Here is a 13,024-nt window from a genome sequence, read left to right as displayed (position 1 = left end):
ATGTCCACGTTTAAAGATAAGGTAGTCTGGATTACGGGAGCCTCGTCGGGTATCGGCGAAGCACTGGCGCTGGCACTGGCTGAGGAAGGTGCCCTGCTGGTACTAACTGCCCGCCGAATGGAGGAACTGGATCGGGTAAAAAAGCTGACGGGCCTTCCGGAGCGGGATGTACTGGTACTACCCATGGATGTTACCCAGTTTGATGAAGCGGCCCCGGCTGCCGGAAAGGTCATCCAGTACTTCCAGCGCATTGATTATATGGTTCATAATGCGGGCGTAAGCCAGCGGTCTTACGTAAAGGATACTAGTCTGGAGGTGTACCGCCACCTGATGGACGTGGATTTTTTTAGTACCGTAGCCCTTACCAAAGCGGTACTCCCCTACATGTTGCACCAGCAGGGCGGGCATTTTGTGGTAATCAGCAGCGTAGCCGGCAAAGTAGGTACTCCCATGCGGTCGGGCTATAATGCCGCCAAGCACGCTCTGCATGGCTTCTATGACTCTCTCCGGGCCGAATGCCACGACCAGAATATCAAAGTCACGATTGTATGTCCGGGTTATATCAAAACCAATGTTTCCATCAATGCCCTGAACGAAAGGGGGCAGAAGCATGGAAAGATGGACGAGAATCAGGAGAAAGGGCTATCGGCTCAGGAGTGCGCGGCACGCATAGTAGGGGCCGTCAGAAAGGAGAAAGAAGAGGTATATATCGGAGGCTTTACCGAGGTAGCTGCCGTGTACCTGAAGAGGTTCTGGCCGGCGCTTCTGTACCGGATGGTACGCAGGAAGGCTCCGCAGTAATATATTTCCAGAAGATACTGATCCAAAGAAGGGAGGGCCTGGTGGCCCTCCCTTCTCTGTTTTTTTTATTACTGCACCTTTTTGGATGCGTGTTTTTCCATGTAGTCCACGGCCAGGCGGCTCAGTGACCGTACCCCCAGTACCATCCCGCTCTCGTCAATATAGAAGTCAGGAGTATGGTGAGGCGCTGCTTCATGTCCGCGCTTGCCTTTGGGCATGCCACCCAGGAAGAAGAAAAACCCGGGTACCTTCTGCTGAAAGAACGAGAAGTCTTCCGCTCCGGTCTGAGCCGGGGAGACTATAACACCGCTTTTACCGGCCAACGCCTCTAGCGAGGGTACCATCTCCTCCGTGAGTTGCGGATCATTGTAGGTAACCGGGTACAAGGTTTCTATCTTTACATCGGCGACCGCCCCGGCACTTTCGGCGATATTAGTGGCCACATCCCGGATGCGCTTGTGTACCTGTTTGTGCATGTCCTCATCCAGCGTCCGGATGGTACCTATCATCTTTACTTCTTCCGGAATAATATTCTGCCTGATGCCTCCGTGTATGGCTCCGATGGTTATCACTGCCGGGGCATTAGTAATGTCCAGGCTACGACTCACTATGGTCTGCAGGCCCGTAATAATCTGAGCCGACGTTACGATAGGGTCCACCCCTGACCAGGGAGCCGCGCCGTGCGTTTGCTTACCCTTAACGTCGATACTCAACCAGTCAACAGCTGCCATGGTAGCTCCTGATCGGTAGCGTATGGTACCTACTTCGGTTTGGGAGTTGATATGCAGACCAAAAATAACGTCTACTTTTGGGTGCTCCAGTACCCCTTCTTTTACCATCAGCTCGGCTCCCCCCTGCTCTCCGGTAGGTGCGCCCTCCTCGGCGGGCTGGAATATAAACTTGATGGTACCTTTCAGTTCGTTCTTCATAGAAGCCAGTACCTCAGCGACTCCCATCAGCATGGCCACGTGCGTATCATGACCACAGGCATGCATGACACCCGTCTGCTGGCCGTTGTACTCCGTAGTAACCCTGGATTTGAAAGGTACATCTACCCGCTCCGTAACGGGCAGGCCATCCATATCGGCACGCAGGGCTACCACCGGTCCGGGTTTACCCCCTTTAAGGATACCCACTACGCCCGTATGAGCCACGCCGGTTTTTACTTCTATCCCCAGCTGTCGCAGGTGGTTAGCTACCTTCTCGGCGGTCCTGAACTCACGATTGCCCAGCTCCGGATGCTGGTGGATATCCCGCCGCCACTCAATCACTCTGGACTCAAGAGCCTTTGCCTTCTGATCGATCTGCGCGTGTAAGGCTGGCTGAGCATTAGCTACCAATCCGGTAGTGATGAGTGTTAAAATAGTATAAGTGAACCTCTTGATCATACCTTTATCTAAATGTCAATAACTAATAAATACCTAAGATATATAGATTCCTGCTTCCAACCGTAAAATATACCGCCTTCTTCTACATAGTATGTTCCGGTTGCTCCCGACCCTTTCTTCGTATATTCCAATTAAGATTAGAAAAACATTAGAATCAAAAGCTTTTAGAGAACGGTTCAATCCAGACCCACCTCTTTAACGTATATATAATTTTTTTTACACAATACTCCTAATAGCTTTTAGTATCAGCGTGTTACCTCAAGGCGCCTCTATCACACAAAATTGATTACCTTCTGGAGTTGTTGATCCGTTTTCTGTTGCTGTAGTTCTATGATTATTCCCTCCACCTGCTACTGCTTATCCTGCTTCTGCCCCTCCTAAAACATTAACCTCATCATTACGGAGGCACTTTCTAAATATACAAAGTGGTTACATAATAGCAATTTAGAGGGATTAGGAGAATAAAAGGGGGTATTTGCATTTAAAGTATATCATGTTCCATAAGGAATTTCGTTGTTAGGGCAAATATTTCAGAAGTGTAGTCGTTTTATTGCAAATTAAATTTTTGTTAACACTATATTTGCATTGAAAAACTATTTTCAACTTAACCAAACCAAACACTCATCGTATGAGAAAACTCCTACTATTGTTTTTGGGCGTATTACTTGCCATTGGTCAGACATACGCTCAAAGCAACACTGTATCTGGTAGAGTTACGGATACAGATGGTTCACCCATCCCGGGGGCCACAGTGGCCGTCAAAGGGGGAACCACCGGTACAACTACTGACAACAATGGATCCTACTCGTTGTCAGCCCCTTCATCAGCAACATTGGTATTCAGCTTTGTAGGCTTTGAAAGCAGAGAAGTACAAGTTGGTAACCAAACTGTTATTAATGTTACCTTACAATCAGGTATCAATGAGCTTAATGAAGTAGTAGTAACAGCTCAGGGTATCGAGCGTGACAGACGCTCATTGGGTTATGCAGTACAGTCTGTGAGTGGTGATCTTATATCACAGCGCTCAGAGCCTAACCTACTGAACACACTTCAAGGTAAACTGGCCGGTGTTAACATCGGTAGTGCTTCAGGTGCTGCAGGTGCCTCTACTAACATCAACATCCGTGGTATTACCTCATTCAACGGTAACAACCAGCCTCTGATCGTAGTAGATGGTATCATCTTCAACAACAACACCGACAATACCCAGAACACACTGTTCGGTTCGCAGCCTTCTAACCGTCTTTCGGATATCGCTCCTGAGACGATCGAGTCTATCAACATCCTGAAAGGACCTGCTGCTGCTGTACTATATGGTTCAAGAGCTTCGGCTGGTGCTATCGTTATTACCACTAAGAGTGGTCGTACAATGAAGGGCAAAACTGAAGTTACTGTAAACTCTTCGTACAACGTACAGCAGGCGACTGGTCTGCCTTCACTGCAGAATGAATATGGACAGGGTACTAACAACAACTTTGTACCTACTACAACCGGCTCATGGGGACCTCGCTTTGGCACACCAGGCTTCGAAACTGTAGTTAACTCTCAGGGTGAAACAGTACCTTACCAGGCTTACCCTAACCACTTCAAGGAGTTCTACCGTACTGGTAACATCCTTCAGAATGGCGTGAGCATCGCTTCAGGAACCATTGATGATAACTACATCGCTACTATCAACTCAATGTTCCAGAACGGTGTAATTCCTAACAGTGAATTTAACCGTCACAGTGTAGCCGTAGGTGGTAATAAGAGACTGACCAACGGAGTACGCGTAGGTGGTACTATTACGTATGTAAAGTCAACCCAGCAGAATACAACGATGGGTAACGGTGGCTCGGCTTTCGGTCAGATCACTCGTATTCCCCGTTCGTTTGACTTCTCAGGTCGTCCTTTCCAGAATGAGCTTGGCAGAAGTATTTTCTACAACCCTGCTCAGAACCACCCTCTGTGGAGTGTGAACAACGAGTTCCTGAGATCAAACGTTGACCGTGTGTTTGGTAACCTGAGAGTAGGTTATGACATCACCAACTGGTTGAACGTAACCTACCGTGTAACGGCTGACTCGTACATGGACCGTCGTAAACTGACTCTCCGCATTGGCTCGGCTCGTCAGACTCAGGGACAAATCATTGAGGATGCTATCTTCAACTCTGAGCTGAACGGAGACCTGTTGATCACAGCTCAGAAGAGCAACTTCCTGATGGAAGGACTTGACGCTACCCTCCTACTGGGTCAGAACCTGAACCAGCGTGATTTCCAGAATTCTACTGTAAGTGCTGCTTCACTAACGATCCCTGGATTTGACAACGTAAGTAACGGTTCTGTATTCACAGCTTCGGCCGAAACACGTAACAGAAGAAGACTTGTAGGTCACTATGGTCAGCTGTCACTGGGTTACAATCAGTACCTGTTCCTTGAGCTTTCAGGACGTGTAGATAAATCATCTACTCTTCCCAAAGGAAACAGCGCTTACTTCTACCCATCGGTAGCTGTGAGCTTTGTGCCAACCGACGCGTTCAAGCTGGAGTCTGATGTACTGTCATATACCAAGCTAAGAGCCAGTGCCGCCCGCGTAGGTCGTGATGCTGATCCTTACCTGCTGCAGTCGGTATTTGTACAGAGTACCTACGGTAACAACGTAGCCAGCGTTACGTTCCCTCTATCAGTAGGCGGTGCCAGCATTCCTGGATTTACTCCTTCAACCCGTATTGGTAGCAACAACCTGACTCCTGAGTTTGTAACGTCTTACGAAGTAGGTTTGAACGTAGGTCTGTTCAGAAACCGCCTAGGTCTTGACCTGGCCCTCTTCGATACCCGCAGTACCAACCAGATCTTCAACGTAGCGGTTTCTAACGCTTCCGGATTTGATACCCGTACTACCAACATTGGTGAGATGACCAATAAGGGTATTGAGGCTGTACTTACTTCAACCATAGTAAGAACCGGTGCTTTCAAGTGGGATGTAGCGGCTAACTTTACCCGTATCCGTAACAAAGTAATCTCGATTGCTCCTGGTGTAGATAACTCAGCGATCACTGGTAACCAGTTCTCTGGTATTAACCCATCTATCAAAGAAGGATTCCCATACGGTGTAATCATTGGTAGCAAAAACCAGCGTAACGAAGCCGGTGAACTGCTGGTAAACCCATCTACTGGTACGTACCTGCCTGCCACTGCCGGTGAAGTAATTGCCAACGTTCAGCCTAACTGGACAGGTGGTATCACCAACACCTTCAACTACAAAGGTCTGAACTTGAGCATCCTGTTCGATACCCGTCAGGGCGGCCAGCTTTACTCATTCAGCATGGTTGACCTTCGTTCAGGTGGACACATCGACTTCACAGGTGTTGATCGTGGGCTTCCCCGCGTTCTGCCAGGTGTGATTGCCAATGCTGATGGTACTTTTACTCCTAACAACATCCAGATCCCGGCTCAGACGTACTGGGCAGCTCTTGGAGGTCTTGCTTCGGAAGGTGCTGTATTCGATGCTACGGTATACCGTCTGCGTGAGATTGCACTTAACTACAACCTGCCAGCTCAGTGGCTGCGTAACACTCCATTCGGTGGTGCTACAATCGGTGTGAGTGGTCGTAACCTGTGGTTCTTCGCTCCTGGCTTCCCAGGCGATCCTGAAGTAAACACACAAGGTGCAGGTAATATCCAGGGTCTTGATCTGAACGGTGCTCCTCAGACCAAAAACTACGGGGTTAACTTAAGATTTACCTTCTAAAAATTTCAACTGACTAAAATGAAAAAAGTAATCACATACATAGCGGGGGCCTTGCTACTCACAGCCACCTCTTGTAATGATTTTCTGGATATCAACCAGACTCCGAACAATCCTACAAGTGTGCCCCCCTCAGTGCTTCTGCCCAGTGCCCTGACCGGTACAGCCTTTGCTAATAACAACGAGCTGAACCGCTTCGCCTCTACCATCATGAGCGTAACGGCTGGTGCTGGTGGTAGCCCGGCTACTTACGACATCTATAACACCAACGGTGGAGATTTCCAGAACCAGTGGCGTTTTGAGGTCTACGGCGGTGCTCTGATCTCTTACAACAAGACCATCGAATCAGCCGATGCCATTGGTGCCAAGGCTTACTCTGGTATTGCCAAGATCATGAAGGCATACACGTACTCACTTGCTACCGACGTGTGGGGTGATGTACCCTACTCAGAAGCTCTGTTAGGTGATGCCAACACGCAGCCTCGCGTGGACAAGCAGGAAGATATCTACAAAGGTACTGCTCAGATTCAGGGTCTGTTTGACCTGGTAAGAGAGGGTATTGCTGATCTGGATGCTCCTTCTACTGTTAAGCCCGGAGCTGATGATCTGGTATACGGAGGTAACCTCGCGAACTGGAAGAAAGCCGGTAATACTATCCTGCTAAAGTTTGCCAACACAATCTCTCGTAAAGAGCCTGCACTGGCCAAACAAGTTATTGATGAGGTACTTGCCAGCGATAACTATATCAAGCAGAACTCTGAAAACCTGAATGTTCGCTTTGGATCATCGGTAGGAAGTAAAGCTCCGGTATTTGAGTGGGCAGCTCAGGAGGGTCAGTCCTTCAGAAATGAAGTAATGATCAGTACTAACTTTGTAAACCTGCTGCAAGGCAAGAATGACCCTCGTCTTGAGAAGTTCGTGACGAAGCCAACTGGAAGCTACGTTACAATCGTTAACGGTTTCCGTGGTACACTGCCCCAGCCTCAGTCTTCATGGTCACGTTTTAGCTCTTACGTAACCGGTGCTGCGGGTGAAGGTCCTGTTCGTCTGGTAACTAACGCTCAGCGTGCGTTCATCCTGGCTGAGTCAGCTATTACGCTGGGTACTGCCGGTGATGCCGAGGCTCTGTATCAGGAAGGTATCCGTGCGTCAATGCAGGCAGCTGGCCTGACTGCGGCTGAGATTACTGCTTACTTCACGGCTAATCCTACCGAAGTAACCCTGACAGGTACTGACGCGGAAAAAATCGAGAAGATCATTACTCAGAAGTACATTGCTGCGTTTGGAAACGGTCTGGAGCAGTGGAATGATTGGAGAAGAACTGGCTACCCTGCCCTACCAGCTCACCAGAATGCTGTAGGTATAGATGGTACCCGTCCTGTGCGTGCACAGTACATCGATCAGGAAATTGCTCGTAATCCTAACTTCACTCCAAATATTTTCTCAAACGTGAAAGTTTGGTGGGATGTTGACTAATTCAAACTCTTCAATAGAAACAAACATGAAAAAGCTTATAAATATATTTGGTCTATTGATCGCTCTGATCACGATCACTTCCTGCGAGAAGGACTATGGCGTGTTCAACAGCGACAACATTGCACCTATACCCGTAACGTTCCCTAATGCGACTACGCATGGGTTTGATCCCTTCATCCGGGTTTCGCTGGCGGCCAATGATCCCATCCGCTTTGAACTGTCGATTCCTGAGTCATCAGGACGTACTATCAAAGAGATCACGAAGGTGGCGGCTGGTGCAAATGCTATCAACATAGCTACACTGAATACAGGTGCTAACTACCTTTCGGCTCCGATTCCGGGTGAGGGTACTAAAGCTGTGTTCACTACGACCATCGCTGAGTTTCAGACCAAGCGTCGTACGGCTACAACACCCGTTGCAGCAGGTCAGGAACTTGCTTTCATTTTCCTGGTGACGCTGGATGACAACACGCAGATCGTTACCCAACGTGTACGGGTGAATGTTATTCAATAATACATGCTCTGGTAGGTACTAAACTTGCCAGGCAACGGATTACCGAAGAGGCCGCTTCCAGTACTGGAAGCGGCCTCTTCTTTTGTGTTCTCTCGTAAGGCGTTTTCTACTTATTTGCCCCATTATCCTTCATACCTACTCCAAATTTCCCCCAATCTGATCTTTCCCCTATACTTCTTCATCAAACAAAGTATAAAGCACACGGTGTGTCAAATGGCTCACAGTAATCAAATTCAGAATATTAAGTAACCTACCTCTACTTGTAAGTAGACTTTAGTATTGATTATTTGCGCTTTATACACTCTATCAAAATTTTATTCTGGACTTTAAACCTATTGCCAACATATTAGTTTTACTAACAGTTACTTAAATAACTGTTTTCATAACACATTTTTCATTTAACCTAATCGTATGAGGAAGTATTTATTCACTTTGATTGCGGGCCTGATGCTTATGGCAAACCAGGTCTACGCTCAGGATCGCACGGTGACTGGTAGGGTCACTGCTGATGACGGATCACCTCTCCCAGGGGTAAACATTGCGGTAAAAGGTACTACCCGAGGCACCACAACAAACAGTGAAGGTACATTCAGTATCGCAGCGCCATCCGGAAGTATCCTGGTATTTAGCTTTATTGGATTTACGAACAAAGAGGTACTGATTGCGGATCAATCAGTGATCAATGTCTCGCTGAATCCGGATGTCAATCAGCTGCAGGAAGTAGTCGTAACTGCCCTGGGTATTGAAAGGAACAGAAACGAACTGGCCTATTCAGCCCAGCAGGTAAGTGCCGATCAGATCACGCAGGCACGAAATGTCAACTTTGTCAATGCGCTTTCCGGTAAGGTGGCTGGTCTGGATATTAAGACTAACAACAACATGGGCGGATCTACCAACGTAGTTATCCGTGGCTACAAGTCAATAACCGGAAATAACCAGGCGCTGTTTGTCATCGATGGTGTACCTGTTTCAAACGCCAATACCAATACCACCAACCAGCGTACAGGTAGAGGTGGTCCTGACTACGGAAATGCGGCCGCTGATATCAACCCCGACAATATCGCTTCAATCAACGTTTTGAAGGGAGCGGCAGCAACGGCCCTATACGGTTCGAGAGCGGCCAACGGTGTGATCATGATCACCACCAAGAAAGGCAGAAAGAACAGCCTGGACATCACGATCAACAGTGGTGTAACCTGGGGTACTATTGATAAGAGTACCTTTGCCCGCTATCAGAAAGAATATGGAGCTGGCTATGAACCCGCTTTTCTTGATGCCACTTTTGATGATGGACCCAGACCAACCGTAATGTTTACGGATGATGCCTCCTATGGCCCCCGTTTTGACCCGAATCAGCTGGTATACCAGTGGGATGCCCTTGATCCTTTCTCCCCCAATTACCGTAAGGCAAGACCCTGGGTAGCCGCGGCTAACGATCCGTCTTCTTTCTACGAAACGGCCGTAAGCTCCAACCAGAGTATATTCATTAGCGGTGGCGCCGAAAAAGCTACTTTTAAACTAGGCTATACCCGCAATGATGACAAAGGAGTACTACCTAACAGTAAGCTGGACAAGAACCTGCTGAACCTGTCAGCTTCATATGATATATCGGACCGACTCACTGTATCTGCTTCTGCCAACTATACTAATGTGCAGGGCCTGGGTAGATTTGGTACCGGCTATAGCGGCCGTAACCCCAACCAGGCCTTCCGACAGTGGTGGCAGACCAACGTGGATATCAAAGAGCAGCGGGAAGCTTACTTCAGAAACCGGCAGAATATAACCTGGAACTGGGCTAACCTGCAGGGTACCCACCCTATCTACTCGGATAACCCTTACTGGGATCGTTACGAGAACTTCGCCAATGATACCCGTGATCATATATTCGGTTACGTAACAGCTACCTATAAAGTAGCCAGCTGGTTCAATGTAATCGGAAGGTTAGGGTATGATGGTACTAATGACTTTCAGGAGGAGCGTGTAGCTGTAGGAAGTGCCGGAGTTGCTTCATATTCGAGATTCAACCGCTCGTACAGTGAAACCAACTACGATCTGATACTAAACTTTGATAAGAACATATCGGAGGATATTTCTTTCAGAGGACTACTTGGTAGTAACATACGCAGAACCAGGCTCAACTCCATCCGGGCCAGTACCAACGGAGGTCTGGTAGTACCAAGGCTGTATTCATTGTCAAATTCTGTTAGCCCCATTGATCCACCTACCGAAGAGTTTGAGCGCATCGGAGTGGATGGTATATTCGCTAATGCGAACTTTGGCTATAAGGAACTGGTATTCCTGGAACTGGCAGCCCGTCAGGATAAATCCACTACGCTACCACAAAGCAACAACACCTACTTCTATCCATCCGTTGGTGCCAACTTTGTATTCTCCAATGTAGTGGATGCTACCTGGCTGTCGCATGGTAAGTTCAGAGCCAACTACGCCGAAGTAGGTAATGATGCTCCGGCTCTGAGTGTTTTTGATGTGTATGATAAGCCAACGGGCTTTGGTTCAACACCACTGTTCTCACTTCCGAACACGAAGAACAATACTCAACTCCTGTCGGAAAGAACCAAAAGTATGGAGGTTGGTATAGAGGCTGAGTTTTTTGATAGCCGCGTAGGGTTGGATGTCACGTACTACAAAACCAATACCTTCAACCAGATCCTTCCGGTTAACGTTACTCCGGCCACTGGTTTCACGGCTCGCTATATCAACTCGGGTGAAGTACAAAACCAGGGTATTGAAGTTTCGGCTTTCATAATGCCGATACGGACGGACGATTTCTCATGGACTATCAACGCCAACTTTGCCCGTAACCGTAACAAGGTAATCAGCCTGTATGGTGAGGGTGATAACCGGGTTACGAACGTCTCTATCGCCAGCTTACAGGGGGGTGTTTCCCTTAACGCTGCCGAAGGACATCCCTATGGTGTGATCAGAGGAAGAGACTACCAGTACAATGATAATGGCCAGAGAATCGTTGGTCCTAACGGATATTATCTGAGATCATCCAGCTCGGCGGTCATTATTGGTAATCCTAATCCTGACTGGGTAGGCGGCTTAAACAACCGGTTCAGATACAAGGATCTGTCACTTAGCTTCCTGATTGATGTACGCAAAGGTGGCGACTTCTTCTCCCTTGATCAATGGTACGGTGAAGCTACCGGTCTGTACCCGGAAAGTGCCGGTCTGAATGAACTGGGCAACCCTAGCAGAACACCGGTGGCTGATGGTGGTGGTATACTTCTCCCGGGCGTACAGGCCGACGGTAGTGTCAATACAGTAAGAGGCGAGAACCTTGATGGCTACGGCCAGACTCCATTTGGTTATGTAGCAGGCGGTGCTGGTGCCCCTCACTCTATGTACATCTATGATGCGAGCTTCGTCAAACTGAGAGAGCTGGCCCTGACCTACTCTCTGCCCAGATCACTCGTTGAAAAACTACGTAGTTTCAAGGGTATCGATGTATCACTGGTAGGACGGAACCTGTGGATCATTCACAAGAATGCCAAGTACACAGATCCGGAAGAGGGGTTGAGCTCAGGAAATGCAGCCAGTGGATACCAGAGTGGGGCCTACCCTGCCGTACGGAACTATGGCTTTAACGTTAGATTTAACTTCTAGAATTTGAACATGAAAAAGATACTCGTATTTATATTACCCATGATACTGATGGTATCATGCGTTGATAGTCTCGAAGACTATAACATTGATCAGAAGCGCGCATCGAATGTACCGGCTCCGGCATTTTTTACAAATGCTGTTAAAAACCTGTCCGATGCGCTTACGACACCTAACGTTAATAACAATAACTTCAGGTTGTATGTACAACAGTGGGCTACGACTACCTATCTGGACGAGCCACGGTATAACCTCACCGCCCGGACTATTCCGCAGGCTCTATGGCAGAGCATTTATCGTGATGTACTGTCAGATCTGCGCGAAGCGAGACGTATCATTGAAGCGGATCAGACGCTGGCTCCTGCCGTAAAGGCCAATCAGCTCGCCCAGAATGAAATCATTGAGGTGTATGCGTGGTCAGTACTGGTACTTACATTTGGTGATATTCCGTACAGTGAGGCTCTTGATCCGTTGAACCCGCTACCAAAGTTCGATAATGCTCAGACAGTCTATAATGATCTGTTGAACCGTCTGGATGCGGCCGTTAAATCACTTGATCCTTCCGCTGCCGGATTTGCAGGTGCGGCTGACCTGCTATACTCCGGAGATATAAATAAGTGGGTAAGATTCGGAAACTCGCTGAAGCTCCGTCTGGGTATGGTAATAGCAGATGTTGATCAGGCCAAAGCGAAGCAGATCGTAAGTGAAGCAGTAGCCGGAGGGGTATTGACCAGCAATGCCGAAAATGCCCGCTTCCCCTACATCTCTTCGCCACCTAACAATAATCCAATCTCGGCAAACCTCAACCCCCGTTTTTCAACCAGACAGGACTTTGTGATTGCCAGTACGATCATCGATCCGATGAACGAACTGAATGATCCACGGAGACAGGCCTGGTTTACCACAGTAAATGGTCAATATGTAGGAGGCCGATATGGATTTTCGAACACCTATGCTAACTTCTCACATCTGAGTGACCGGCTGATTCAGCCTGAATTGGAAGCGCTGCTCCTGGATTATTCAGAAGTAGAATTCCTGCTCGCCGAAGCGGTGGAAAGAGGCTTTATTGAAGGTAACGCCGCCGAACACTATAACAAAGCAGTCACTGCTTCTATCATGTACTGGGGTGGTACCCAGGCACAGGCTCAAGCTTACCTGGCACAGCCTGAGGTAGCCTACGCTACTGCCGAAGGTGATTTCAGGCAGAAGATTGGTACTCAGAAGTGGTTTTCTCTATTTAACAGAGGATGGGAAGCCTGGCTGGAGTGGAGACGCCTTGACTACCCACGGCTGATGCCGCCAACGGGTGATGGTGCTCCTGCTGGTCTGGCTATCCCAACCCGTCTCATCTACCCTGTAAATGAGCAGACTCTGAACGGAGCGCAGGTAGCAGCCGCATCAGCAGCTATTGGTGGAGATGAGGCCACTACCAGATTGTTCTGGGATAAGCAATAGGAAACTGTTCTTAACCGTAACTTGTTCTGAAAGAGT

General features: G+C 48.3%; 7 protein-coding genes. 6 read left to right on the top strand and 1 reads right to left on the bottom strand.

The annotated features are described in order from the left end of the window. Window positions 1-801: an SDR family oxidoreductase gene (locus JTN23_RS01595; RefSeq protein ID WP_247231854.1), complete on the top strand. Its 801-nt coding sequence runs from the start codon at window positions 1-3 to the stop codon at window positions 799-801. Window positions 802-869: 68 nt separating this feature from the next. Here the strand turns inward: JTN23_RS01595 and JTN23_RS01590 are convergent, their stop codons facing one another. Beyond that, window positions 870-2,189, bottom strand: coding sequence for an amidohydrolase (locus JTN23_RS01590; protein ID WP_247231853.1), 1,320 nt, complete (start codon window positions 2,187-2,189; stop codon window positions 870-872). A 628-nt stretch (window positions 2,190-2,817) separates the two neighbouring features. Between JTN23_RS01590 and JTN23_RS01585 the strand changes: the two genes are divergently transcribed. From JTN23_RS01585 to JTN23_RS01565, 5 genes are all read left to right on the top strand, one after another. Continuing rightward, window positions 2,818-5,919 carry a SusC/RagA family TonB-linked outer membrane protein gene (locus JTN23_RS01585; protein ID WP_247231851.1) on the top strand — a complete coding sequence of 1,034 codons (3,102 nt, stop codon included), beginning with the start codon at window positions 2,818-2,820 and terminating at the stop codon, window positions 5,917-5,919. Window positions 5,920-5,937: 18 nt separating this feature from the next. Next, window positions 5,938-7,392 carry a SusD/RagB family nutrient-binding outer membrane lipoprotein gene (locus JTN23_RS01580; protein WP_247231849.1) on the top strand — a complete coding sequence of 485 codons (1,455 nt, stop codon included), beginning with the start codon at window positions 5,938-5,940 and terminating at the stop codon, window positions 7,390-7,392. Window positions 7,393-7,417: 25 nt separating this feature from the next. Continuing rightward, on the top strand, window positions 7,418-7,906 hold the full coding sequence (locus tag JTN23_RS01575; protein ID WP_247231847.1) for a hypothetical protein: 489 nt from the start codon (window positions 7,418-7,420) through the stop codon (window positions 7,904-7,906). A 453-nt stretch (window positions 7,907-8,359) separates the two neighbouring features. Continuing rightward, complete coding sequence (locus tag JTN23_RS01570; RefSeq protein ID WP_247231845.1) at window positions 8,360-11,536, top strand: SusC/RagA family TonB-linked outer membrane protein; 3,177 nt, start codon at window positions 8,360-8,362, stop codon at window positions 11,534-11,536. 9 nt (window positions 11,537-11,545) lie between these two features. Beyond that, window positions 11,546-12,988 carry a SusD/RagB family nutrient-binding outer membrane lipoprotein gene (locus JTN23_RS01565; RefSeq protein ID WP_247231843.1) on the top strand — a complete coding sequence of 481 codons (1,443 nt, stop codon included), beginning with the start codon at window positions 11,546-11,548 and terminating at the stop codon, window positions 12,986-12,988. Window positions 12,989-13,024: the final 36 nt, after the last annotated feature.

This window comes from Telluribacter roseus (genome assembly GCF_017355915.2).
Lineage (GTDB): Bacteria > Bacteroidota > Bacteroidia > Cytophagales > Spirosomataceae > Telluribacter.
This window is presented reverse-complemented; position numbering and strand designations above follow the sequence as displayed.

Bases quoted from the DNA above. Each gene is read 5' to 3' on its own strand.
- JTN23_RS01575 (WP_247231847.1), top strand. From the start codon at position 7,418: ATGAAAAAGCTTATAAATATATTTGGTCTATTGATCGCTCTGATCACG.
- JTN23_RS01595 (WP_247231854.1), top strand. From the start codon at position 1: ATGTCCACGTTTAAAGATAAGGTAGTCTGGATTACGGGAGCCTCGTCG.
- JTN23_RS01590 (WP_247231853.1), bottom strand. From the start codon at position 2,189: ATGATCAAGAGGTTCACTTATACTATTTTAACACTCATCACTACCGGA.
- JTN23_RS01585 (WP_247231851.1), top strand. From the start codon at position 2,818: ATGAGAAAACTCCTACTATTGTTTTTGGGCGTATTACTTGCCATTGGT.
- JTN23_RS01565 (WP_247231843.1), top strand. From the start codon at position 11,546: ATGAAAAAGATACTCGTATTTATATTACCCATGATACTGATGGTATCA.
- JTN23_RS01570 (WP_247231845.1), top strand. From the start codon at position 8,360: ATGGCAAACCAGGTCTACGCTCAGGATCGCACGGTGACTGGTAGGGTC.
- JTN23_RS01580 (WP_247231849.1), top strand. From the start codon at position 5,938: ATGAAAAAAGTAATCACATACATAGCGGGGGCCTTGCTACTCACAGCC.